This is a genomic window from Synechococcus sp. RS9907 (assembly GCF_014279615.1).
Taxonomy (GTDB): domain Bacteria; phylum Cyanobacteriota; class Cyanobacteriia; order PCC-6307; family Cyanobiaceae; genus Parasynechococcus.
Genome location: NZ_CP047944.1, coordinates 1,007,801 through 1,033,053 on the forward strand (window position 1 = coordinate 1,007,801; position 25,253 = coordinate 1,033,053).

The 25,253-nt window shown below is 52.2% G+C and carries 20 protein-coding genes; 14 read left to right on the top strand and 6 right to left on the bottom strand.

Translation table 11 applies throughout. The features are described from left to right. Nucleotides 1–27: 27 nt before the first annotated feature. Nucleotides 28–792, bottom strand: a complete 765-nt coding sequence (gene phnC / locus SynRS9907_RS05525) for a phosphonate ABC transporter ATP-binding protein (protein WP_188022083.1) — start codon at nucleotides 790–792, stop codon at nucleotides 28–30. A gap of 388 nt (nucleotides 793–1,180) precedes the next feature. Between phnC and SynRS9907_RS13935 the strand changes: the two genes are divergently transcribed. Beyond that, the gene (locus tag SynRS9907_RS13935; RefSeq protein ID WP_255446005.1) at nucleotides 1,181–1,360 is read left to right on the top strand and encodes a hypothetical protein; all 180 of its coding nucleotides are present in this window, start codon (nucleotides 1,181–1,183) and stop codon (nucleotides 1,358–1,360) included. A 1,163-nt stretch (nucleotides 1,361–2,523) separates the two neighbouring features. After that, entirely contained in the window at nucleotides 2,524–3,429 is a 906-nt protein-coding gene (locus tag SynRS9907_RS05530) for an esterase-like activity of phytase family protein (RefSeq protein WP_255446028.1), read from the top strand. A 2,873-nt stretch (nucleotides 3,430–6,302) separates the two neighbouring features. Here the strand turns inward: SynRS9907_RS05530 and SynRS9907_RS05535 are convergent. Both SynRS9907_RS05535 and SynRS9907_RS05540 read right to left on the bottom strand, forming a co-directional pair. Then, nucleotides 6,303–6,488 (bottom strand): hypothetical protein, encoded by a 186-nt coding sequence (locus SynRS9907_RS05535; RefSeq protein ID WP_188022084.1) that lies wholly within the window; start codon nucleotides 6,486–6,488, stop codon nucleotides 6,303–6,305. Between the two features lie 35 nt (nucleotides 6,489–6,523). Beyond that, a complete protein-coding gene (locus SynRS9907_RS05540) occupies nucleotides 6,524–6,772 on the bottom strand; it encodes a DUF3104 domain-containing protein (RefSeq protein WP_188022085.1) in 249 nt (82 codons plus the stop codon). A gap of 483 nt (nucleotides 6,773–7,255) precedes the next feature. Here SynRS9907_RS05540 and SynRS9907_RS05545 point away from each other — a divergent pair, with 483 nt between their 5' ends. From SynRS9907_RS05545 to SynRS9907_RS05560, 5 genes are all read left to right on the top strand, one after another. Next, a complete protein-coding gene (locus SynRS9907_RS05545; RefSeq protein ID WP_223157680.1) occupies nucleotides 7,256–7,717 on the top strand; it encodes a hypothetical protein in 462 nt (153 codons plus the stop codon). Nucleotides 7,718–8,320: 603 nt separating this feature from the next. Further along, on the top strand, nucleotides 8,321–8,461 hold the full coding sequence (locus SynRS9907_RS13940) for a hypothetical protein (protein WP_186497541.1): 141 nt from the start codon (nucleotides 8,321–8,323) through the stop codon (nucleotides 8,459–8,461). 81 nt (nucleotides 8,462–8,542) lie between these two features. Then, entirely contained in the window at nucleotides 8,543–8,839 is a 297-nt protein-coding gene (locus SynRS9907_RS05550; protein WP_188022087.1) for a hypothetical protein, read from the top strand. A 381-nt stretch (nucleotides 8,840–9,220) separates the two neighbouring features. Further along, entirely contained in the window at nucleotides 9,221–9,694 is a 474-nt protein-coding gene (locus tag SynRS9907_RS05555; RefSeq protein ID WP_188022088.1) for a hypothetical protein, read from the top strand. Nucleotides 9,695–9,884: 190 nt separating this feature from the next. Continuing rightward, a complete protein-coding gene (locus SynRS9907_RS05560) occupies nucleotides 9,885–10,190 on the top strand; it encodes a hypothetical protein (RefSeq protein ID WP_223157681.1) in 306 nt (101 codons plus the stop codon). A 21-nt stretch (nucleotides 10,191–10,211) separates the two neighbouring features. On the opposite strand, the gene SynRS9907_RS05565 is transcribed toward SynRS9907_RS05560, so the two are convergent. After that, nucleotides 10,212–10,541 carry a hypothetical protein gene (locus tag SynRS9907_RS05565; RefSeq protein ID WP_188022090.1) on the bottom strand — a complete coding sequence of 110 codons (330 nt, stop codon included), beginning with the start codon at nucleotides 10,539–10,541 and terminating at the stop codon, nucleotides 10,212–10,214. 492 nt (nucleotides 10,542–11,033) lie between these two features. On the opposite strand from SynRS9907_RS05565, the gene SynRS9907_RS05570 reads away from it, so the two are divergent. The 4 genes from SynRS9907_RS05570 to SynRS9907_RS05585 all read left to right on the top strand — a co-directional run bounded on the left by SynRS9907_RS05570 (nucleotide 11,034) and on the right by SynRS9907_RS05585 (nucleotide 14,698). After that, nucleotides 11,034–11,198 carry a hypothetical protein gene (locus tag SynRS9907_RS05570; RefSeq protein ID WP_188022091.1) on the top strand — a complete coding sequence of 55 codons (165 nt, stop codon included), beginning with the start codon at nucleotides 11,034–11,036 and terminating at the stop codon, nucleotides 11,196–11,198. Between the two features lie 61 nt (nucleotides 11,199–11,259). Continuing rightward, on the top strand, nucleotides 11,260–13,407 hold the full coding sequence (locus SynRS9907_RS05575) for a PhoX family phosphatase (protein ID WP_188022092.1): 2,148 nt from the start codon (nucleotides 11,260–11,262) through the stop codon (nucleotides 13,405–13,407). Nucleotides 13,408–13,592: 185 nt separating this feature from the next. Further along, nucleotides 13,593–13,922 (top strand): hypothetical protein, encoded by a 330-nt coding sequence (locus tag SynRS9907_RS05580; protein WP_223157682.1) that lies wholly within the window; start codon nucleotides 13,593–13,595, stop codon nucleotides 13,920–13,922. A gap of 500 nt (nucleotides 13,923–14,422) precedes the next feature. After that, nucleotides 14,423–14,698 (top strand): arsenic resistance protein, encoded by a 276-nt coding sequence (locus SynRS9907_RS05585; protein WP_255446006.1) that lies wholly within the window; start codon nucleotides 14,423–14,425, stop codon nucleotides 14,696–14,698. Nucleotides 14,699–14,966: 268 nt separating this feature from the next. On the opposite strand, the gene SynRS9907_RS05590 is transcribed toward SynRS9907_RS05585, so the two are convergent. After that, a complete protein-coding gene (locus tag SynRS9907_RS05590; RefSeq protein WP_188022094.1) occupies nucleotides 14,967–16,031 on the bottom strand; it encodes a thermonuclease family protein in 1,065 nt (354 codons plus the stop codon). Nucleotides 16,032–16,821: 790 nt separating this feature from the next. Here SynRS9907_RS05590 and SynRS9907_RS05595 point away from each other — a divergent pair. Further along, nucleotides 16,822–18,759 carry an iron uptake porin gene (locus SynRS9907_RS05595; RefSeq protein WP_255446029.1) on the top strand — a complete coding sequence of 646 codons (1,938 nt, stop codon included), beginning with the start codon at nucleotides 16,822–16,824 and terminating at the stop codon, nucleotides 18,757–18,759. Between the two features lie 728 nt (nucleotides 18,760–19,487). Here SynRS9907_RS05595 and SynRS9907_RS05600 read toward each other — a convergent pair. Further along, nucleotides 19,488–21,215, bottom strand: coding sequence for a hypothetical protein (locus tag SynRS9907_RS05600; protein ID WP_188022096.1), 1,728 nt, complete (start codon nucleotides 21,213–21,215; stop codon nucleotides 19,488–19,490). A gap of 865 nt (nucleotides 21,216–22,080) precedes the next feature. Here SynRS9907_RS05600 and SynRS9907_RS05605 point away from each other — a divergent pair. Both SynRS9907_RS05605 and arsB read left to right on the top strand, forming a co-directional pair. Next, the gene (locus SynRS9907_RS05605; RefSeq protein WP_255446030.1) at nucleotides 22,081–23,706 is read left to right on the top strand and encodes a DUF2079 domain-containing protein; all 1,626 of its coding nucleotides are present in this window, start codon (nucleotides 22,081–22,083) and stop codon (nucleotides 23,704–23,706) included. Between the two features lie 528 nt (nucleotides 23,707–24,234). After that, nucleotides 24,235–25,245 carry an ACR3 family arsenite efflux transporter gene (arsB, locus tag SynRS9907_RS05610; protein ID WP_188022097.1) on the top strand — a complete coding sequence of 337 codons (1,011 nt, stop codon included), beginning with the start codon at nucleotides 24,235–24,237 and terminating at the stop codon, nucleotides 25,243–25,245. Nucleotides 25,246–25,253 lie beyond the last annotated feature (8 nt).

The following is a 25,253-nucleotide window of genomic DNA, read 5'->3' on the forward strand; positions in this document are numbered from 1 at the left end:
CAAGCCTGAAGTCGAGACGGCGGATGTTTAGGTGACCGCTGCCTCGAGATTGTGGCGATACAGGGCGTGAATCTCGCTTTCTTCCAAGGTCACGGAGTGTTGGTCGCAAATGATGCGACCAGCAGCCATGCCAATGATTCGATCAGCAAACTGGCGTGCGAATTCCACCTGGTGAAGGCTCACCAGAACAGCAATTCGGTCGCGTTGGCAGATGTCTTTCAACAGTGAAAGAATCTGCAGTGAACTCTCTGGATCCAGGCTGGCGATGGGCTCGTCCGCAAGAATCAGACGGGGTTCCTGAACAAGGGCCCGCGCGATGCCGACGCGCTGCTGCTGGCCGCCGCTGAGGTCTTTGACGCGGGCCAGTGCTTTATCGATCAAACCCACGCGCTCCAGGGCTGAGAGGGCTTTTTGGCGATCGCTCTCCGGAAGCGGAATCAGTGAACGCAGTAAGGAGTGGTAACCCAAGCGCCCCATCAGCACGTTGTCGAGCACGGACAAGCGGTCAATCAGCTGGTGCTGCTGGAACACCATGGCCGTGTCCCGACGGTGGGCGCGGAGCTGCCGCTTCGTGCTCGCGCTGATCTCTCCGTGGTGGCGTGATCGGATGCTTCCCGAACAGGGCTGAACCAACCCATTCAGGGAGCGCAGCAGCGTTGATTTTCCAGCCCCGGAGGAGCCCAGAAGAACAATAAATTCCCCGTCTTGGATTGAAAAACTGATATCGCGGACTGCGAAGTTATCTTCCCCAAACGACACAGACAATTGCTGGACGCTTAACAGCTCTTCCATTGCTCTTCTCTGCTAAGCGTTCCCAGATGAAACCTAACCCCCGGCAAGCTGTGCCGATTAACAAATGAATAAGGATTGGTAGAGAGCTGCTTATCGCTTGTTGATTTTTAAATTTCTTGCTCTGATCTTATTGCATTCATAATCTTTGGGTTCATTGGTTGCATCGCTTCTGAATGTGGTGATGTCTCGCCGCTGGCATTGATTCAGATGGGGTGCGCAAAGCTGAAGAGCGGTTGAAAATGTGTTGCTGATGGTCCCGTCTCGGTGTTGCAGAGTACATCGATCATTGATTTTTATCGATAACTTTTGTTCATCGTTGGCTTGCCATTTGCAGGTGCAGTTCGATCCGGAGTCATGCAACGGGGACCCGGACACTGTGGAGACATTCATGTCACCTCTCGACCTCGTCAAGCGTGCAACCCTTCGCAAGCAACGCCTCACTGAGGCTCAACTTGCCCATTTGCGTGTCACCGCTTATCGCGGTGTCGACACCTCAGCCCACCTCTCTCCGACCATTGCCCGTGGTTCTGCGGCTTGTACCTATCGGGGAGTTGCTTACACCAGCTGACCTGGTGCCATACATCGACAAGCATGCGCCCCTTCGAGGGGCGTTTTTTTTTGATAAATAGTGCAGTTGCCCAGTCCATCTCTCTCGGCAACGCTCCATCTGCTGCTTTGGTTAAGTCATGGTTAGAGGTTCAAAGTCCTTCACGGAAGAAATCCTTGATCCCAAAGCTCTCCGAAAAATGGTGTGCGAAATCACGGGAGATTCCCTATTAAGGAGTCCTGCGACACCTCCTCTTGCGGTTGAGTTTGTCATCGCGGCAGCACGGGAGAGCGACCCGTAGCTGGCAGATCATCAAGTCCCCATTGACGGCAACTTGATGGGGATTGGTTTCTGCGCTTCAGGTGGTGCTCCGATATCGAAACATATTCAGAGCATTGCCTCTATCGAGGATTCGGGCAGGCATTATAAATGCGCGGAGCTAATCGCTCTAAGCTCCGCTAGGCATGAGAATGAGAAACTACCTCCCCCTCAGTGGGAGGTTTCCTTCTATGAGCCTTTTGCTTGCTGTGGGAGCTCATGTAGCTCGATCAAATGCGAGGTCAAGCGCCTGAGGAAGTCTTTCTCGGCTGTTTTCGAAGCCAGTGCATGGACGTTGTCGCCAAGGCGATCCTTATATGCATAGACCTCTAACCCTTTGGCGCTGATGTCAGCGGCGATACTTCGACCGTTTCTGAGGATGAATTGCATGACAGCCTCCATGGATCAAGGGCAAGGATCTCGCGCACGCCAAACTTGTGCAAAGCGCGATGGTGTATCCAATACAAGACAAATGATCTATTAAACTCAGCCTCCATGTTGCGGTTAAGCAGAAGTTAGAGCCAAGGAAGCATATGATTAATGGCTGATTTCGTGGCTATTATTTTTAAGTTATGGTTCTAGGCTGTTCTCCTCTAACACGAAGATTCATCTTTTCCACAAGAGCCGATAGGCGTGGTCCGCGCTCCTTTCTGAGGAGAATTTTTCAGTTCCTCTTTCAATAGGGAGCCCAGCCCATCTCCCTCTGCTGCGTTGGTGTGTGATTTTGCCTCTGGCGTTGGGGCAAGGGTGTGCGTTGTTCTTGTCACTGATCAGAGCCAGGTGCGAGGGTCTGGATCCATTTGGTGAGATTCGTGGAGTTAGCTCTTCCCTGCCCTCTTGACGCTGGGTGGGAGGTAGTGCGCACGGTGGATTTACCGAAGAGAGGGGCAGATGGGTCTCCTCTGGGCGGTTTCTCGGCAGCCGCATACCAGCCTGAGCTGGATCGACTCTGGTTGCTTAGTGATGCTCCTCGCGGTCATCTCATTCCATGGAGTGGGTTGTCCCAGTTGCTCAACGGACAAACTACGTCGCTCAATCCAGGGTCAAGACTGCTGATTAGGGATGAGTTTGGCCACCCACTGCCTGAGGGGTTTGATGGTGAGGGGCTGGTTCTGATCGGCAACAGTGCCTGGATCGCGAGTGAGGGGCGCCGCACGCCGGATCGCGTCGCACGACTGATCCGCATCAACATCAACACGGGCCGGCAGCAACAAGTAGGGCAGCTGCCATCGTCCTGGAGGGAGCTTTCAGGACGCGGTCTGGCGACAAATCAAGGGCCGGAATCCCTCACGGCGTTGGCTCCTGCTGAGCTTTTGGTCGCCGCAGAACGGCCTGTGCTGCAGAGCAAAGATCCACTGTTGGTACCAATAGCGCGAGTCAATCAAGGCACGGAGGTGCGACCTGAAAGCACCTTGCAGATTCAATTGCTAGAAAATGGGGCTGGTCTAACCGAAATGCTGGCTCTACCAGCGCAGCAAAAACTATTAGCACTCGTTCGTGGATTTCAACCACCACTGACATGGTCTGCTCAGCTGCTGCTATTTCCATATCCCAGCGGTACTGACTCGTCTCCCCCGCTGCAACCATTGCACGGTTGGAATCTGCTCACAGCTGGTCTGCCGGCTGACAATTGGGAGGCCCTGGCCATTGGCCCAAAACTGCGTGATGGTCGCACCACGATGATTTTGGGGAGTGACGACAATTTCAACCCACGCCAGTCAAGCTGGCTAGCAGTTATGGCTCCTCGCCGTTCCGAAGCTTGCTCTGACTAGCTTGCACCTCTCGGGCTCACCCCATTCTCTTGACCTCAACGGTGAAGAAAGAACACCAAGGCGTACCCAATCACTAAGCCCTTGCCGAAGGTGATCCAGAGCATTTGATACTTGCTCAAACTAAAGCGCTGCCGAATCTCCTTGATGCATGTCTTATGCCAGATCTAGATCGAACCGGGCATCTGATGGGCTGATTCCTGTTCGGAAAGGATGAACCGCCTACGATTCTCCGATTCAAGTCCAGTCAGATCTTTTGCTCTGTTCAGTTTGTTGGCTTTCATGCTCATCTTGCTAAGTCTGCGAACAGATTTAAGCTACTCAAGTGATTTAAATCACATCCTTTCTTCATGGGTGTCTTGGCAAGTGGATATTCAAAGGATTTCCTGACGATCCAGTCCCACCATTTATCGGGAAGTGGTTGAATTGCTCAGGCCCTCTCTTTCTGGGCCATGGGTGCCTTCCTTGAAACATCCTATGGTGGCCTCTAACAATGACTTACCTTCATGGGGCAATGAGTTGCTCAAGCTCTTCTCTATTGCCTGTCCCTCTCTAAGAGCTGAAGCGATTAGGACTAGCCCGATCGAGAAAAAACTGAAAAAATTGAAGTTGAGTGGGTAAAAAAGTATGTTGAAACTACACGGCCTTTAGTCGATAGTCGCTGCGACTTATGTCTTCTTCAGCCTGCATCAAGAGCCCAGCCCGTCTCGATGACGCCTCCAGTGGCTGGTTTTGAGCTTCCCCGCCACGATGGGGCCTCGGCTGAGAACGGAGCCAACCCCAAATTCCAGAGCTGTGAAGTCTCTGTATGAGGAGAAGACTTCACTGCATCAAATCCGTTGCCCACGGTGAATTGATCCATGTCCTCTTTGGGGATTCGGTAGCTAGGGAAGCATCTGATGGAACGCATGTTGCCGAATCTTTGACAGGGCGATCCGCTTGCGAGACAGACAGATCACCCGAGCCGATCCCCCTCGTCATGGGTCGTCTCATTGGCGTCATAACCGTCCGCCTTTCTTTTCACCTGTCTCCTGCGTCACACAAAAAAGTTCCTGACAAGGCGATCCGAGGTGCAGGCAGATCGCCCGAGCTAAGACCGCCACCCTCTCGTGGGTCCCGCTCACTAAAGTCATAACCGTTTGCCATTCCTAAATCGTGTCTTGCGCGACACATTAATGAATCTTGCCTGCACCGGCTGGTTGGAGGCGCCGTCATGCCACCGCAAACCATGGGACTTCCCTCTCTGGAGTGGTGGCTGGGGCGCCACTTCTCGAGCAGATTGATATGTGCATGACAAGTGGATTTCGCATGCTTTGAGTCAGCATGACCAAGGCTTAATCAGATGTTCATATCGTCTTGGTTGCAGGGTCTTTGTGTTCGCCTGTATCAGGTTTAAAGACATCGAGGCCATCGATGACGGAGAAAAAATCTCCACTTGCTCGGTAACGGATCCGAGCAATGAGTGGTCCGCGTTTGGTGCGACGCGCTGGTTGTATTCGAAGGCTTTGGCTCAGGCAAAACTGAAGCTTATGTATTCGCTAGTCCCTGTGGACAGGGAGACGTCAGCAAACGAGAAATCAGAGATATCCGTCAGTAATAGCGACGAGCCTCTGGATGTCAAATCCTTCGGCAAAATGAAAGTTTAGCCATGCATCACACACCGTATAGCGTTGAATTGATGTATAAGCTCTCCAAGCGAAGCTCGGATTATCGCCGTGCGCGACGAATGGTCGCTCTGTCGCTTTCAACCCTCGGGACAGTTTTTCTTTTCGGTTTGATAAGCCACGGGCTTGATGAGTTGGGTGCTGAGCTGATAACGAGTTGGCCGCAGGGTTGAGGCCTGGTTATCAATACTGAGTGCTTTAGGCGTCTCATCCACTGCAGCACAAAGTAGAGGGGTGCTGTCTTCAGTTGCCTTTGAATATGCAGTCCTGTGGTATCGGCCTTTACCACATCTGGTGGATCCAGCTGGTTAGCTTTGTGCCGAACACCAGCTCATCGATTGAGTCATGGCGTCGTCCGCTCATGCCAGCAAAAGCCCCTACACCAAAGAGCAACTTGAGCGATTCCTTAAGCAATGGGATGAGGCGGCTATGAAGCGACCTCCCTCCGTCCCTTCCCGTCTCAGGGGCGGGTCACTGAGCGAGTAATCAGAACTCTTCCTCCTCAGTATTGTTTTTTCCAATAGAATATTTATTAACTATTGTCTGGTGGTGATGAGATTATGTTCAATGGGATTTCTTTTTCATCATCAAAGGAGAGGTGCGAACATCCAGGTATCTGAGGACACCTCCCTTTTGTGTTAAGACAAAAGTGTTGCAATCCGCATGGGCCATGTACTGCATCCATCGCGAGGAGGCTCCTGATCGTTGGATTCAGGACTTCTGCTTCAAGACAGAGCTAAGAGCTTTTGTTCGAGCGAGAGTGATGTCTAAGGTGAACAATTGCAATTACAGGGTTGTCGACCAGGAATCCAGCAACGTGATTGCTGTTCTTCGTCAAGGAAAAGACCTTTTTATGTGACCGCTGGTGATGAAAAGCGTTAAGGAGCATAAGTTCCTGCTTTGTGACCTACGAATCACCCTTGCGAGTCGAGCAACACTATTGTTTTGAGCATGCTGATCCTTGATCGGTCTCGATAACCTTGATTCATCGTTGGCCTAGAGCTTGCAGGTGCAGTCAATTCCGGGGTCATCCACCGGGGAACCAGGCACGATCGAGACGTTTATCGATGGTGTGCCTACAGGAGCTAAACCGGTGTTACACATCGGCAAGCAAGGGCTCCGTCGAGGCGCCTTTTCTTGGATGAACATCGTGGTTGCCCAGCCCATCTCCTTTTGCGTGCCACCCCTGTGGCACTGGGTGGTGGTTGGCGCCTAGAGCAGCTCTGTGATTCTGCAACGGGCCACCTTGGTATCTGAGGGCTGAACGTACCAGCCAAGAACTTGCTCAATCACCTCGGTGCGACTTTTCAGCGACCACTGTTTGAGCTTGCGGTCAATCATTGCCGCCGTCTCGTCTGAAAGTTGGACCGTTACGGTCTTGCCCTTGTTCTTTCCCATCAGAGCCATAGAGCTCTTCCAAGGATGGCAACAATTCAGAGCCTTGGAACAATGTGGGTGACGAGGTCAGCCTTGACCCAGTTGGTGACGTGGTTGTCCACATAGGTCACCTGGAAGAACAATGGGACCTTTGGGCATTTGGCGCTGCCAATAACGTGAATCACATCAGCCATATGCCAGGTCTCGTCCGTGTTCTTGATGATCACGGACATCCCCGCTTTCACGTGGTGAAAGATCGGATCTGGGTTAGGTGGGGCAACATGTCTCAAAGGGCCAGTGGGCATATACCTTCGGATCGCACCCTTTTATTTAAAGCTGATCCAGGTCGCTGAGCCAACCAAGAGATCTTCAACGGCTGTTTAAGGGCTGGTCTCGGTTTGCCCCGCCATAAGCCTGTAGGCGTGCGGATAAGCCTTCTTAACGATCAATTTCCATCAGGAGCAGCAAAAGAGCTTCCGCCACAACAGTGTGTTTCAGCCAGTTTGTGGAGCTCAACCGATTTCTTCCATGTCGGTCCCTCGAGCTTGTGCTTCTGCGTGAGGTGCTGGTCGTGTTGCAACGTCTGTCCTGCTGATCCATCGTGCAGGTGACACCTGCAGGCGCAAGACCGACCAGTGCTCATAGGTCGAGCTTGAACGGAAAGACGGGAAACGCTTTGTTGAGCGGATGTTGAGACGCGCGAGATCAATGCTTGGATGCTTAAGGGATGATTAAGAGAATGAAAGATGTGGGACCTCGGCTTATCTGTTTTCCTGGCGCTGTCCGGTGTGAGTGTTGTCGACAGTCCCCGTGACTGCCGCGATCAACCGGGCCTGATGGGTGGCTACATCACGGGCACGAATCTGATTGAGCTCTGTCATGCCAACGTTCATCGTGCCGATCAGGACCTCGAACGGGTGCTGCGCCACGAGATGGTGCATGCCATTCAGGAAAATTTCGATCTTCGGGAGTCGCTGATTCCAGAGCCACTGCTCACCTGGTTGGTCCGCTGGACCATGGATGACCGTGAGGTGATGACGGTGCTGCTTTACGACGAGCATGAGACGGACCAGGAATTCGAGGCCCGGCTCCTGGCCAACCTCCCCAACTGGGTTGTGGGCTCTTTGCTTTGGATCAGTGAGCACCGGCACCGCGCGGTTCATGCTGGCCTTCAGCTTCCTCAGCCCTGGGAGGTGCTCCCTGTGGAGGCGATCCTGTGGAGGGATCAGTACGCCCTGGCCCGTCGTTGAACTGGCTCAGACCTTTGATGTCGGGCGCTTGGGGTGACATCCAATCATTCGATGCATTGAGTTGTCGCGCCTGCTTCTCCAGCAAGTGCTTGGCTCATCGCAGTGCTCCCTAAAACCAGACCCCAGAGCCGAATGATCGGTCTGGCGTTCATGCACCGCTGTGGTCTAGTTGTTGATACATACTTCGCGTTACGCATTCGATGTTCAGTTGGCATAAAAGCGCCACGAAGCAGTTCAGGAAGTCGATTGGCCTGAGCAAGTACCAGTTCCTCTGGCTCACCTTCGGCAATGGCCTACTGATTGGTTATGTCCTGGCTTTTCTGGCTCACCGTTAACGCTTGATCAGAGGGGATCGGCATGACGCCGTTGTGCTGAAGGTGAAGTGCGACCGCCCCTGGGCCCCACACGATGCCCGCTGCGAGCATCCACGACCAAAACGGTGATCTCAAGAGTGGGTCTTGCAAGGGATCCTGACCAGATCACTGCTGTTTACGGCCTGAAGGTCAAGGCTTGATTGCAGCGTGATTAAGAAACCCGAATAGGTATGTACTCCATGGCACCATGCCGTGGCAGAGGTTAATGGTTGGTTAACAGGAGGTTGTCATGAATCCGTTGAAGCAATTTCTCAAGCTGCATCGCCTTGAGCTTCAGGCTCGAGCGTGTGTTGATCGCTCTTCCGCGCAGAAGCTGATCAGAAAAGCCGAGAAGGCCAAGCAGAAGCTTGATGGCAGCCGCTGCCGCTGAGGCCAGACTCCTTAGGTATTAGCGCTGTTTTCGGAGCGCCTGGCTGCATTAAAATGTATCCAGTGACACAGTTTTTGGCTGGTGAGCCCCGCTGATCAGGCCCGCAAGGAAATTCGGGATATGGTTGATGCGATCACGTCGGTCGTCGTTCGCGAGCATGCTGTGGATCAGGATTTTGTGATCAGTGAAATCAAGGCGTACATTTCCGGTCGTGATTTTGTAGAACGGAATGATGGTGATTTGAAAGTGATTCAATACACGCGCAAGCAACAACTGGGTGGTGGCAACCTTGGCACCGTTCTGAATGGGCTCCGATCCAAAGTGCAATGGATCAGTTCGATTCGTTTTGCTTCTGCCCCGCCTAAGGGATCGAACTAGCCAGGCAGGGTTTGTCCTTGCTGCATCGCTCCTTCCATGCGCCGGGGTTCTGGGCCTCCACGCTGATTCTCCCTTGCTGTTGATCAGAACAACAGGTTGGGCGATATCAAAGTAGGCTTCGCCACGTTGTTTTGGCGATCCTCACTCAGTTCCTCAATGGAGTTGCTTGCTTTTCTGCTGGCTGTCCTGGCGACTGCTTTTGTTCTCTCCAAGGCAATTGGCAGGCGCATAGCTCGAAAGTGCAAGAACGCGAGGCCCGTCAGGGTGTCTGGCTTTCGCGGTTCGCGATCCGCTGAGCTCCGAGCACAAGCTTCTGAGGTATCACCGTCTTCAGCATCGGTGGGTTTGGAAGACCCGCCAGCACCGCCTCAAGCTCCTCTGGTGGAGGCTGTTGACTGTGAATTTGACTGGTCGATGGGAGGCGAGGGCGCGGATAAAAACCCTTCCGAAGTCTTGGTGATGATGTTTCCCCAAGTGCGCGGCGTTGAAAAGCAAGATTGGATGGCTGTGAAGAATTCTCCAAAGAACAAAAGCAATCTTGATTTGATGCTGGCTTGTTGTAAGTCTGAAATCGAGACATCTCAGAGTAAGCACGTTTTCCCTACGCCCGACTGCTTCAAGCGGGTTGCAAGCCTTTTGCGCAAGCAGAAGGACTATGCCCGCGAATTAGGAATTGTTGAGCTCTATTGGTTGCTGTGTGATTCTGTTTTTGAGGAGGTGAAGCGACGGGATGGCCTCCGTGCCCAGCTGATGGCCCAGCATTCGGCTCTAAAAGCTGGTTTCAAAAAACGCCACGACAAGGCCCAGCTTTTGTTGCAGTTGAAGAGAGACAATGCTGCATTAATGCCTCAATAGTTATATAGATTTAATTGCTACCTGTTCGCAATGGGCTGCGCTCAAGTTGTACAACCGAATCATTGATTGTCGTTTGGCATCGCTTGGCTTGTGCAACGGCTTTTGCTCTTATGCGTTCTTTTACGTGCCATTAACCACGGCATGCCACGGTTTCAAGGCTGATATCAGGGCTGTCTTGCCCTGTTCACCAATGGCGTCAAACCTGAGCGATCAAGCCCTTCAGGATTCTCTCGCGATGCGATTGGCGAGCATTCGCCGCAGCCGTTACTGGATGAATGTCACGGATATCGGCGAGGCGCTCCATGATTTGCGCCCGGCGGTGATTGATTTGATCGACCTGTTGGAGGAGATGCAGCAGGTCAAGCCAGATGCTGTCCCCTACGACCCCGGCCGAGACCCTGATGTTGCCCTGCTGGACGACACCATTCCTCTTCTGACCCGCTTGGCAATCTTGCTGAAACAGCAAGACGACAGTGACAGTTACTCCGCTGCTTGATGCCCAGGCGCGGGCTGAGAGCTAATCCATCAGCCAGTCAAAGTCATCGTCGTTGTTCCAACCTTTGCTTTGTACTGGCCTTCGTTTCCTTGGCTGGGCCTGATCATTGACCATTGGCGGTGGAGCAAGCAAGGCCGGTAAAGCAGGCAAGGCTTGCTTGTTCACTTGATAGGGAATCACCTGCAACCGTACGGGGGTTGCTGCTTGTGCGGGCAGCACGGACCACAGCATCAACGCCAGCACGAGCCTTCGCACGACTGCCTGTTTTGATCGTTTCCCATCTTCCGTCGCATTGCCCTGGGCTCGACAGTCATGAAATTCTTTGTCGCGTGTGTTCCGCGACACGTTCATTTCTCTGTGTCTCGTCTCACCATTGATCGTGGTGGAGCGGTGAAATGAGTCTTAAAGCCTTCCTGTTTGGATTGCGATTTTCGATTGCAATCAGTTTGCTTGTATGGACTGTCTGTTTGTTTGTTGAACATCACCGTCTCCATGACCGAGGTTGCTTAACCGAATCCGCATGGACCACTCAGAATGATGAGATTTACGATCGCGAGTTGAAGGTGGATTGATGTTCAAACACTTTTCGTTTTCCAGTCCGGTTTGGCTGATTCCTGCTGTGTTCGTCTCTATTGTGTGCGTCATTCAGACCATGCATGTTGTTGAGCATGGGCGCTACTGCAAAACCAGTGATGAATGGCGCCAGATCTATGACCAGAAAGCTTCAACCATGCAGGTGGACGAATCTGAGGATTAGGCGGTCAGGGTTTCTGGAATGGTGTGTTCCATGGCACGTGCATTTCGTGCGGATTGAACTAAGGGTGGTTGATGTTTTGTCGGCCAATGCCTTCAGCTTCACCCCCGCTTGAACATCCCTCCAGCGCCCCTCCTGATCTGCACGTTAAGCAGTTGGTTCGTGAAGCTTTAGGCGAACTGGCTGATTCACCACTGGATGGTGAGGATTACAACCGCGTTGTTGATGCCTTCGTGCGTCGGGGTCTGATCTAGATCCGTGTCAGTGATCGTTGCACCACCACTCAACCGCTGATCGCTTAGTTCACCAAAGCCGATGTCGTTGCGCCGCCGCTCTGTTCTGTCTCTGCTCGGACTTGGCACGGCCGGCATGGTGACAGCACGCGTGTTCTCTGAAGCCTCTCTCGTTCCATCGGCACAACGTGGAGGACTGCAGAGTCGACCGTTTGACCCCGTTCCTGTTCCGCTCCCCGTCGAGGGCGATGGTTTGAGGGCGTCCGAGCAGCGCAACGTTTATCGCGATATCGCCCTTGAAGATCGGCTCACGCTGCCAGAGGGATTTCGCGCTGACTTGCTGGCGGCCTGGGGCGATCCCCTTGGAGGTAGCCGTTTCGGCTTCAACAACGACCATCTGGGTTTCGTTCAGCACGGGCCTGATCACGCCTCGATGACGGTCAATTTCGAATACATCAGTGCCTTGCCTTGGGCTGAGGGTTTCGAGGATGTGATCGGTCAAGCCATTCCGTTTTCACGCCTGGTGGAGCAGTTGGCACCGGCCGATGGGGAAATCGACTGCACACCACTGACGGCTGGGGATCCCCTTCTTGGCCTGATTCGAGGTGTGGCTGATCAGGCCATGACCGACCTGGGTCTCGGGGTGATGAGTTTGCGACGTGACCCCCAGGGGCATTGGATTCGTTCCGACGCCGCCAGTGATCGGCGCATCACCGGGATTACGGGGTTGAGCGATCCCTCTCAGCGGTTGGTCAGCACCGGCCCTGCCGCGGCGGTGTTCCAGGCCCAACAGCGCCTCGGTTACGACGATGGCCTCGGTGATGGCATCGTTGGCAGCTTCGCCAACTGCGGTGGTGGCACCACCCCCTGGGGCACGGTGCTGAGCGCCGAAGAAAACATCCAGTCGCAGGTGCCGGAGGCGGTGTATGCCGATGGCAGCTCTGTGCCTCCATCGGCATGCCCCTTTCTCTGCCGCGAAGGGAAGCTGGCCGGTCTGGGCAATGTTTACGGCCTGGCGGGAAACAAATACGGCTGGATGGTGGAGGTTGATCCGCAGCGCCCAGGCCATGCGGTCCGCAAACACACGGCTCTTGGCCGCTTCCGCCATGAGGCCGTCGCGGTGAGGGCCGAGGCAGGTCGGCCCCTGCAGGTGTATTCAGGTTGCGATCGCCGCGGCGGGCACCTTTACAGATTTGTCAGCAGCGGCAAACTCACCGACCTGGCCGACAAAGCGAATTCAAGGCTGCTGGAGGCCGGTGAGCTTCAAGTGGCCCGCTTTCATGCCGATGGCTCCGGCGAGTGGTTGTCCTTGACACCGGATGCCGTGGTGGATCCTTTCCGGCCGAGCCGTTTCAGCGAAGCAAGTCTCAGCTGCCCCGTGGAGCTGCCCCACCGCGACCGCGACCGCGCCGGTGCAGAGCTGTTTCGCGACGACGCCTCTGTTGCGGCCTATGCCCGGCAGTTCCGAACACTTGGCGATCTTTATCGCGGAGAGGGTGAAGCCCTCCAGGGAGCCATCTTGATCGACGCGCATCTGGCCGCCAGCGCCATCGGTGCCACCCCAACGGCCCGACCGGAAGACACCAAGATTGACCCGATCAGCGGGGACCTGCTGATCGCTTTCACGTCGGGTTCTCCCGGCGGAAAGGGTGGTGCCGATCCGGCTGTGTTCCCTGGTCCGCAGGGCCAGAGCAGCTGGGGCCATGGCTGGGTGATGCGACTGACGGAGCGTGGGGAGCGTGGCTTCCGCTGGACCATGGCTGTGACTGGCGGCGAGCCCTGGGCTGGCGGCCTTGGGCTGACCAATCCCGACAACCTGGCCCTGGATCAACAGGGCAATCTCTGGATCGTGACCGATCGCTCGATGAAGTCCGCCGCAGGCGATGTTTTCGGCAACAACAGCTGCTGGTGGGTGCCGCGGGATGGGGGCTCAGCTCTTTGCTTCGCCACCGGGCCCATGGAATGCGAACTGACTGGGGTTTGCCTTGATCAAGAGGAAAGCAGCCTTTTCCTGGCGGTGCAGCACCCCGGTGAAGTCCATGGGGCTCGGGTCTCCGGCGGCATTGAGTTCCAGTCGCACCAGCTCGTGGATCGTGAGGGCGCATCCTTCCAGCAGTTGCGTCAAGTGCCGCTGGGTTCCAATTGGCCGGCTCAGGCCCCCGGCCGGCCGCCCCGTCCCGGTGTGGTTGCCATCCATCGGGCCAATGGCGAACCCCTTCTGGAGGGTTGAGCCTGCTTGGTGGGCATGCACCGTTTCAGGCCTTGATCACGCAGGTTGGCTGCACCCAATCTGTTTGAGCTTTTGCTCAGAAGCCCAGGTGCTCCACAGCACATGCAGGTGATGAAGTCGCTGCAACGCTGGGCTGCTTTCAGTAAGGCGTGCTGGTGCCTTTGCTTGCCCGCCGCTAAGTGTTGGTGCGCTTCCCCTTCAACACCGACTATCTGGACCGCAAGGGGCGGCCTCAAAGCGTGGAGTGGGTTGCTGTGGACCTCGATTTGCTTGAGCGCTACGGCCGGGCGTTCGCAGGAGATTGGCGCCAGCTTCACAACAGCAAGCGCTGGATTGAGCAGCACCGCCAGGCCTACCGCGTTCAATCCCTTGCGGATGGTGTTGTGGTGTTCCAGAAGGAAGGCCCGATTCACGCTCCACTGGAATTGGCTCTGGACCAGACTTTGCAGCAACCGCTCCCAGCCAATCCGCGCCGGCGGCGCTCCTTAACCATGGCTCCGCCTCAAAAGGGTTGAATGTTATGCCGATTGAGTTCCACTTCACTGCCAACAGTTCGTATGCATTCGATCAATGCACTGCGACACGATGACAGCTCACCACTTCAAAATCAAGAGATGTGGTTCTAAGAATTCATCCCCAGTTGTTGACGTTAACCAAGCGGCCTCAGTGGGTTTTGATCTGGGTATTCACAGGTTTCAGAGATGCCTCACTGGCGGCTTGAGCATTGTTCCGTTGTCACGCTTTGTTCAGCGAATGCCCGTTCCGATGCCAGTTTCCAAGGGTTTGGCACAACCAGCGCAAAGATCAAGATGGCCCAAGGAAATAGGCCTATGGGTTTTTCAGTCATCGATATTCAGTCGCCATTTGAAAATTGTGCGTCAGGTGGTTTAAGTGAGATTTGTGGATGGCTTTAGAAGCAATTAAGCCATGCCGAGCATGTATTCCAAAGCACATCCTTTGGTGAGTGGAACCTGCTGGAGGTAAGGTTCTCCCATCAAGAATTCTTGATGAATTGATGGGTTTGTTCGAGCGTTATCTCTCCGTCTGGATTGGTCTGGCAATTGTGGTGGGAGTTGGTCTTGGCGCTTGGTTCCCTGATGCGGCGGCAAGCATTGCGGCCCTGGAGGCTGCGGGGATCAACCTTCCGATCGCGGTGCTGATCTGGGGAATGATCTTCCCGATGCTGCTGGCGGTCGACTTCTCCTCCATCGGAGCGATTCGCCAGCAGCCTCGAACGGCAAACCAAAGACCAGTAGACCAGCAAAAATTCAGTCGCAGAACTGGTTTCTAGGAAATCGGTGTGATGCCTGAGTCAACTGGAAAGATCAGCCCATATTTCCCTACCGCTGATCGCCTCATGCGGTTACACATTGGGAGGCCATGATCTTGACCTATTCAGGAAATTATTGGAAGCAAGATTCACGGATTAGGGGAGAATCCAATTTGATTCAGCATTCATTTAATGTACATCCGCAACAAATGCCTCAACTGAAATGAATAGTTGAGGCATTACCTTTGACCATGCTTTTCAAAGAGAAGCCATAGACTTCAGGACATATTCAAACAGTTTCAATTTCTGCAATGAGAGCAGTTGATTCTTGAATCAGATAATCAAGATTTCCTTTACCTTTCCCTGCAAAGAACATCTTGAAGAAAGAGTCATGGGATGGCTGTCGCTTAAGAGGCACATCGAAGCCAATCAGATCACTGCCAAGGATTTCTGCCTTTTTCATGTTCAGCCTCTTGTGACCCAAGAACGACTTAAACCTTTTCTTTCCATACTCCTGGAACGTGATGTCATCACTGAACTTCACAAGCAATTGTCCATCATTGATTTCAGCAGACAAAATCTCCAAACCCTCAAGAGGACTGCCAGATTTCTTGGATCCTAAACCGGTGAGTGAATCTGATTTCTCGAGCTTTTGAATGGCCGACTCGAGCTTCTCCTCCAAGCGGCTTACCTTCTCTTCAGCTTTTTCAATGTGCGCCTTAATCACCATCGCTGCTGCATCACTATCGACCAGACCCAGCTTGTCATAAAGTTTCTCTCTTTTTTCTTCAAGCTTTTTGCCAGCCTTTGCGAGTTTGCCCTGCAACTTGTCAATCAAGTCCACAAGAGAATCTTCCACATCGTTCTCGAGATCTTGTTCAACCTCCACCTCTTCCATCTCTTCCTCTAGCGCATCCTCCACCTCTTCCGTCTCTTCCATGAAATCATCACTCACATCATCATCAGCCTCATCACCATTGTCTTCTCCTAAATCTGCCCAGATCCCTTTACCAAGCTTCTGAGCCTTCAGTTCAAACTTCGCCAGCCGCTTAAGATCTGTGCGATACACAATTTCATCTGAAATCTCAGCAAAGCCCTTCTTCACCATTGTCAGGGCAATGTCCTTACCTTTACGTCCCTTGTAAGTGTTGGCGATTGTCTCACCGTTGTCGTTCTCCCCAAACTCCTGCAGGTTGATACGCTGCCCGACCTTGAGCAATTTCGAGAGGTAATTCTCAGCCTTGACATCAACGTTGCTGATGGGATCGATGTTAGCAAGAGTAATGCTCTTCTCTTCACCCTTTACCGAAACGGTGAAGCTGTCGCCGTCAACGATTCCGGTGATACGAGCCATGTTTCTGAACTTGCCTTTCATGATGCGAAGAAAAGGTCTGCTTGTATTGGACCATTATGAATGTTCCTTAATCTGTGAAATAGCTGAGACTTTGCTTCAGAGAAACACAGAGCCTCTGGGGCGCACCTCATCCCTCCTGAATCTCAGCAACCTAATTCGTAACTGTGACGCCCCCACAAGTTGATCATCAACCACCACAATCTGGAAAAGGCTGTTGATGAGGGTTGGCTGTACTCCTCTCAACAGTTCTGTCATTACAAACCCCACAAAGCAGCCGTGCATCCGCAATGGACCTCCAACCGTAGATCCAAAGAAATCGGAACTCTTCCCCAGCAGACTCAATCGGCAATCGAGAGACAAGTGAGCATCTTGAGAACCCCAGTCTTTTCAGCCAATCTCAAAGATCAAGCGTGATGCTTGGAGCCACTTATCACAACAAAAAGATTGCGCCATGCGCACACCTGTACGCTCACTGTGCGCAAATGTGAAGCGGCACGCAGACTCGAGAGTTGTCTGACCTCTGAGCTGCTGGCCCGTTCCGTCCTGTTCGTTATCACCTCTGGGCCGGTTGAAGCCAAAACGGCCAGGTGGAAGAAATGTCCTCCTTACTTCGGAGATCCGACCAGTGAGCTCACAACGAAAGGCAGCCAAACAATCAAATAAATAACCCAACCACAAACATTCTTTAAACTTGAATTAAAGAAGCTAATCCAATGGCCGGTAAAATAATTTTTATTTTGAAGTCTTGAAGCGTCAAAACCTTCTAGTGTCAAGCGCAGTAGCAGCTTCGATGCTTATTACTCAATCTCATCAAGCGAACGCAAACATCAATATCGAATCTGTATCAGATTATTCAGCAACACTAGATCTTGAGCAAGCCAAACAACTTCTTCAGCAAGTCACAAGTGTCAATCAATTCAATGATGTTTATCCCACGGACTGGGCATACCAGGCACTTATAAACCTAATTAAAAACTACGGTTGTGTAGCAGGTTATCCGAATGGAAACTTTAGAGGATACTTGCCTATAACTCGCTATGAGGCAGCAGCTCTTCTCTCATCCTGCCTTGATCGCGTATCTGTTGTTACAGATGACGTTCAAAGACTTGTTGATGAATTTAAATCGGAACTCGATTTTGTTACAGGGAGCATCATGCTTCTGGAGAACCGGGTTGGCACCCTAGAGGCATCTCAGTTCTCAACAACAACCAAGCTGAAAGGCCAGGCAACTTTCGTAGCAGGTGCCACAAAAGCCTATGGCACACAAAATGGGTCAGACAACTATTGGGATTACGATAAATACCATCAAATCGTCACAATTAATGGTCGAGAATCACCTTTAGGAGCCACTCGAAACAGTCGTTCCTGGCAATTAACACGCAAAGCCTGGAGCAAAGTTCATAACAAAGATGGAAGCCTTAGAGAAGAGAACGGAAAGATTGGACGAGAAATTATTCAAGGGACAGAACTTGAAAAGCATTACAAAGACATAGGTTCCAGAAAATTCCGTAGCCGAAAAAATTGGAATAAAGATGGCACTGCTGGCGGTGCTCGTGCTTACAACAACAGATACGGAGCCGCAACACTCAATTACGATGTAAGACTAGGATTTAACACAAGCTTTACGGGCAAAGACCTTCTTCTAACGAGACTTAGAGCTGGCAATTTTGATAACAATGCCTTCAATGGATCGGCTCTGTCTTTAACAAAGCTTGATGTCTCCGAATCTACCTTCGACCAAGTCGCTATCGACCGACTTTATTACCGCTTCCCCTACAGGAATGACGAACTGATTGATTACAGCCTGACATTTGTTGTCGGTCCACAGGGAAGGAACACAGAAGCCCTTGGGATGTGGCCCTCTGTATACAACTTGGGTGCATCTAAGGTGTTGGACTGGACCTCCTTGGCTGGCACAGCCAATGTCTACAACAAGGCAACCGGAGCTATCGCAGGAGTTATTTACAAAAAAAAGACAGAAGAGAAGGGTGATCCTGCTTTCTCTGCCACGCTCAACTATGTCGCCGAAAATGGCGGAATCAGTGATGCCACAGTTGGGGGCCTCTTCACGAACAACTCAGGGGGCAACCTCTTGACTCAAATTGCCTATGGTGGTGACCAATTTGGCGTAGCCCTTGGATACCGATATGGCCAATGCGGAACGGGCCAACGTCAAGGAACGAGTTTCACGGCCGATTTCGAATACAATAATTCTTGCTGGTCCAAAGTGTGGAACTACGTAGATGAAGATCTCTATCAAGGATCTTTCGTCGACGAGCGTACCAACCGTAGCACTCATAATTTCGCCCTGAATGCATACTGGGCACCCGAAGAAACAGGCTGGATTCCGTCTATCTCTGCTGGCATTGGACAAACAAATATTCAAGGCAAAGGATTTTTCACACAATCCCCTGTTCAGACCCGATCTTGGTTTGTAGGGTTGAAGTGGGATAATGTTCTTAGCCAAGGTGCCGACATTGGATTGGCATTTGGCCAACCAAATTTCGCAACTGAGCTAAATGACAACAGCTTGACTCCACAGGATTACAATTATCTCTTTGAGTTATACGCAGCGTTCCCCATAACAGACAACATAACCATTACACCCTCAGCTTTCTATCTCACTCGTCCGATGGGTGAATACACAAACAATCTTTTTGAAACCCAAGGTAAGGGCGCAAAGTTCGGCGTACTTGGTGGCGTCATCCAAAGTACGTTTAAGTTCTAAACACGTAGACCTCCTGTTTAGACAAACATAGTTTTAGAAATCAATAGGGTTTCAATACATATTTCTTAGATTTGGTGACTATTGAGAATAAGTTTATAATTAATAGTTAAAGCTGTCTCTTCGGCTTTGACAATATAAATTCAACTTAAGATGGCGCAAGTTGTGTTAAGATACCTCCGATTAAAGCTAAATAACTGCTGCGACGGTGTCAAGAGTTATGGTATAACAATCAAGTTCGCAAAATGAATACCAGTCAGTCTAGTTACGCTACCATTTTACAGATAGTAATCAACCTGCGCTATACACATGCAATGCTTGAAGATTGCTTATGCCAGCAAAAGACTTCTAGTCAGATACCTCTAAGAAGATTAATACACCAAAATTAGATCACATAAACCAACAAGAACAGCCATTAGACTCTTTGATTTGCTTACAACGACATTTATTGGTCAGGAATTATGTGCCATGTAGCAGTGCAGACCAACACCGTAGGAATAATCCAGCGAAGTATCTCGGGAAGAAGTCCGCAAATAAATATCTGAGATTCATCAATCCTCCAATTCCAAGAAGAACGGTTGCTATTGGAATAAGAGTTGAGATGCACTCTTTACCTTTAGAGAGTAAGGCTTGAGAGGTTAAAGTAAGGATCAAACAAGAAATTAAAGCAATAAAAAACCCCCTACAAAAGGGGGCTTAAGAGAGTGAAAAATGCAACCACTCAATAGAGATCAAAGATCATTGATATGAATTTTGAAGGTGTCAAGAGTCTGGGAAACCTCATTTGTCACAAACATATGGCCCTTATTCTTGGTTTCGTTGACAAAGAGTAAACCCTCGGGGGACAAGGAGTTAGGACTTTGCAGAGTGGTCACGTGCTTAACACGATCATCATTCTTAGCAGCACTAAGATCGACTACTTCGAAGATAGGAACGATGGTACCGTATTCATTTTCTTGATCAGCATTGTTATAACACCGCTCAAGAGCTACAGCAATGAAATCACGCTTATTCTTGCCCTTACCAAGCCTAAAGAACTCTACAGTTTCAGGCTCTGTGCCCTTATCATCACTACGACCATCGGGATAATAGCCAAGCTCGTTAGCAATTTCTTCTGTGAGGTTGCCAGAGTCGTATATCACTTTGCCCTTTCTATTATGTATGGAGAATCCACGTCCACCAAAACCGGTAAGTTTCCCTGTGATGGGATCGTTTTGATCAACCAATGTCTTTAGGCGACCCTCAGCAATAATTTGAGAGTCGAATTGACTCGCATCACCATCGTCTGCAAGCTTGCCAGCGCGGCGCTCGTCTGACCAAAATTCGTCATCGTCACTTACACCATATTTTGTAGTAATGAAGAACTCATCACCTTCTTCCGCCTCAAAATTACCCAAATTACCTATGCCGGATTGGTCATAGACGTAAATAGTACTTTTTTGATCAAGTGGATCAGTAAATGAATCTACTTCATTACCACTAGAGTTTGTTCCATAAGAAAAAGTCCCATCTTTCTCGGCTTCAAAATTAACTTCATCTGGTCTCACCCGACCATCTCCCTCGTTGGGCGAGATAAAGAAAAGTTTTTTCTTGCCTTTATATTTCGTCTTGAATGTATCGATCCCGTCAGGCATTCGAGCACTAACAAGATTGCTCTTTACACTGGGATCGTATCCATTATCCTTATCAGAAGTATCAATTGGAATGCCTGTCCAGTCTTTATAGCCCAAACCAAACACCCCTTTGATTTTGCCTTTCTTGAAATCAACCTCAGCTAACGCATTATTCTCCTGCAAAGCAACAAGAGCGGTTTTGTTGTCTACGATTCCAACATATTCAGGCTCAATATCTCTCACTGCAATATTGTCAGAACCAGCAACACCCTCAGGGTTGTAAAGTCGCACACCTCGGTCTAAATAGTAAGAGTCAGGCTTGTCAAAATACAAAGTTTTGACCTTGGACTTCGAAAGATTTTTTTTGTTAATTTTAACGATTGAAACGCTACCCTTAGGATTTTGATCAATCTCGTCAGAGCCATAGAACATTAGTGGCTCGCCTTCGTCTGCCGTTACCAAAGTTTTTCCATCTTTACTAAAAGTAAGCTGATCAGGTTGATAGCCAACTTCAACAGATCCTTTACTGATCAATCCTTTTTTTGAATTATATTTAAAAAACTGAACTGTCCCTTTCCGGGTTTCCTTGTCAAAAACGGATGCAGCAATTAAACCTTTAGAGCTCACCCGGACGTCGGTAACATCCCCTGCCAAATAATATTCGGCACTAACTGTTCCCTTGTCATAGCCCTTGGAATAATCAATGGCAACAACCTGACCTCCTTTGTCATCGGTATATTCGCCAGTAATGACATAAGCGATCTTGGCTTTGGGGTCCCAATCAACTTTTTCAGCGCCACCAGGGTTGATTGACTGCAGCGGAGAAATGATTTTGTCGCTGATCATTGGATGCTGAATCGCCACATCCAATAATGAATTAATGGCCCCAGAAAAAGCGTTAGCTCTTGATTAAGGTCTGGGAAAGATTTCTTAAGAATACCGATATCTCGCCTTGTTGGTTAATGATTGGATAACGTGTGGCAAAGGCTGGATAATTGCCGCGAGAGGTAAAATTTTTTTGCCTGCTCTTATCGTATTCATAATCTTAGGGTTCATTGGTTGCATCGCTTCTGAATGTGGTGATGTCTCGCCGCTGGCATTGAGTCAGATGGGTATGCAAAGCCGAAGAGCGTTTGGAAATGTGTTGCTGATGGTCCCGTCTCGGTGTTGCTGGGTACATCGATCATTGATTTTTATCGATAACTTTTGTTCAACGTTGGCCTGCCATTTGCAGGTGCAGTTCGATCCGGAGTCATGCAACGGGGACCCGGACACTGTGGAGACGTTCATGTCACCTCTCGACTTCGTCAAGCGCGCAACCCTTCGCAAGCAACGCCTCACTGAGGCTCAACTTGCCCATTTGCGTGTCACCGCTTACCGCGGTGTCGACACCTCAGCCCACCTCTCTCCGACCATTGCCCGTGGTTCTGCGACCTGCACGTATCGAGGAGTTGCATACAAGAGCTGAACCGGCGCCACACACCGGCAAGCAAGCGCCCCGTCCCGGTGTGGTTGCCATCCATCGGGCCAATGGCGAACCCCTTCTGGAGGGTTGAGCCTGCTTGGTGGGCATGCACCGTTTCAGGCCTTGATCACGCAGGTTGGCTGCACCCAATCTGTTTGAGCTTTTGCTCAGAAGCCCAGGTGCTCCACAGCACATGCAGGTGATGAAGTCGCTGCAACGCTGGGCTGGCTTGAGTGAAGCGTGCAGGTGCCGTTGTTGACGTCCCGTCGCGTCTTCATTGCTGCTGGTTTGTTCGCCGTGATTTGCCTGGGACTGCAGGCCTGGCGTTCCTGGGTCCTGTTGGCCAGCTACGACCAGGGCATTTTTCAGCAGGTGCTTTGGAACAGCCTGCACGGCCATTGGTTCGAGAGCACCCTCTCCTCCCAACTCTCCACCAACGTGGAGCACGCCGGAGAGCTGCCTTCGGTGGATTACGAACGGCTTGGCCAGCATTTCACGCCAACCCTGTTGCTCATTGCTCCATTGCTGGGGCTGCTGGGGGGAGCTGCTCTCCCGTTGGCTCAGGTGGGTCTCATCACTGCTGCGGGTCTTGTGCTGCATCGCCTCGCCAGTGGTTGTTTGCCGGAACGCATCGCCAACTGGATCACCTACGGCTATTTCGGCGGCAACGCCTTGATCGGTCCCACCCTCGGCAACTTCACGGATCTCTGTCAGCTGCCTTTGGCCGTCTTTGTGCTGATGCTGGGCCTGGTGGAACGGCGCACCAGGCTGATCTTGATGGCCGCCGGCCTCATGCCCCTGATTCGAGAGGACACGGGGGTGCTTCTGGTAGCGGTTGGCTTCTGGTTGTTGGTGCGCGATCGCCAACGCTGGCCCCTGGCTTTGGCACTGATCAGCTGGGGAGGGGGATGGGTGTTGCTCTGCACCAACGTTCTGATGCCGCTGTTCTCAGACGACAACGCCAAGCGCTTCATGGTCGAGAACTTCGGTCAGTACCTCAGCGATGGCAACAGCGAGGGCAGCAGCAGCCTTGCGGTTCTCCAACGGATGTTGTCTCAGCCATTCCTGCTGCTGCAGCAACTGGTGGATCCCCCCGGAGGGACCCTTCGCTACCTCCTTGGTCACAGCCTGCCGTTTCTGTTCCTCCCCCTGATCAGCCTCGATGCCTGGCTGCTGGCGGGCCCAAGCCTGTTGGGACTGTTCCTGGCCCAGGGCGCGAACAATCCTCTTGCGATCACCATTCGCTACACCCTGCTGGTGGTGCCTGGCTTCGCCCTTGGCACCCTGTTCTGGTGGCAGCGGCGCCCCCACTTACAGCTGGGGCCTCGCCTCAGGCTGGCTTGGGGCGCAGCCATCAGCCTCTCTCTGCTGCTCACGTTGACCAGCAATCCCCACCGCAGCCTCTCGTTTCTTGTTCCTGCCAGCGTGCAGCCATGGGTGCACAGCAGCCCGGCTGAACAATGGAGCCATGGTGCAGCGGCTCGGCGTGCCTTGGCTGTGATTCGACCGCAGGCCAGCGTTGCGGCGAACACACCCCTGGTGCCTTTGCTTGCCCGCCGCGAGGTGTTGGTGCGCTTCCCCTTCAACACCGACTATCTGGACCGCAAGGGTCGGCCTCGAAGCGTGGAGTGGGTTGCTGTGGACCTCGATTTGCTTGAGCGTTACGGCCGGGCGTTCGCAGGAGATTGGCGCCAGCTCCGCAACAGCAAGCGCTGGATTGAAGAGCATCGCCAGGCTTATCGCGTTCAATCCCTAGAGGATGGCGTTGTGGTGCTCCAGAAGGAAGGCCCGATTCACGCTCCACTGGAATTGGCTCTCGACCAGACCTTGCAGCAACCGCTTCCAGCCAATCCGCGCCGGCGGCGCTCCTGAACCACGGCTCCGCCTCAAAAGGGGGTGGATGCCAAGCCGATTGAGTTCAACTTCACTGCCAAAAGTTCGTATGCATTCGATCAATGCACTGCGACACGATGGCTTCTCACTCCTAAAAAATCCAGAAATGTGATTCTAAGAATTCATACCCGGTTGTTGACGTTAACCAAATGGCCTCAGTGGGTTTTGATCTGGGTATTCACAGGTTTCAGAGATGCCTCACTGGCGGCTTGAGCATTGTTCCGTTGTCACGCTTTGTTCAGCGAATGCCCGTTCCGATGCCAGTTTCCAAGGGTTTGGCACAACCAGCGCAAAGATCAAGATGGCCCAAGGAAATAGGCCTATGGGTTTTTCAGTCATCGATATTCAGTCGCCATTTGAAAATTGTGCGTCAGGTGGTTTAAGTGAGATTTGTGGATGGCTTTAGAAGCAATTAAGCCATGCCGAGCATGTATTCCAAAGCACATCCTTTGGTGAGTGGAACCTGCTGGAGGTAAGGTTCTCCCATCAAGAATTCTTGATGAATTGATGGGTTTGTTCGAGCGTTATCTCTCCGTCTGGATTGGTCTGGCAATTGTGGTGGGAGTTGGTCTTGGCGCTTGGTTCCCTGATGCGGCGGTAAGCATTGCGGGCCTGGAGGCTGCGGGGATCAACCTTCCGATCGCGGTGCTGATCTGGGGAATGATTTTCCCGATGATGCTGGCGGTCGACTTCTCCTCCATCGGAGCGATTCGCCATCAGCCGCGGGGGCTGTTGGTGACAGCACTTGTGAACTGGCTGATCAAGCCCTTCACCATGACGGCTCTTGCCTGGCTGTTCATACGTGGCGTGTTTTCCGCCTGGATCCCGGCAGCCATCGGCCAGGAGTATGTGGCCGGGATGATTCTTCTTGGCGTCGCTCCCTGCACGGCGATGGTGTTCGTGTGGAGTCGTCTTAGCGACGGCGATCCCAACTACACCCTGGTGCAGGTCGCGTTGAACGACCTGATCATGGTCTTCGCCTTTGCCCCGATTGCGGCGCTTCTGCTGGGGGTTTCGGATGTGTTGGTGCCTTGGGGCACGATGCTCACGGCAGTGGGGCTGTTCGTTGTGTTCCCCCTGGTGGCCGGATGGTTCACGCGGCTGAGCCTGCGCAGTGTTCGCCGGATTGAGCGGTTGGAGACGCGGCTCAAGCCCCTGTCGATTGGCGCGTTGATCGCCACCGTGTTGCTGCTGTTCATGGTGCAGGCCCAGGCGATCCTGGCCAATCCGCTGGCCATCGTTTTGATTGCCATCCCTTTGATCCTTCAGACCTATCTGATCTTCTGGATCACAGCGTTCTGGATGCGCTCAGCAGGGCAGCCACGATCGATTGCGGCACCCGGGGCCATGATCGGCGCGTCCAACTTTTTTGAGTTGGCAGTTGCGGTGGCCATCAGCCTGTTCGGTTTGAACTCCGGTGCTGCCTTGGCCACGGTTGTTGGTGTGCTGGTGGAGGTTCCGGTGATGCTGTCGCTCGTGGCGATGGCCAACCGGAACCGACGCCTGTTCCCCGCCTGATAGGTGCA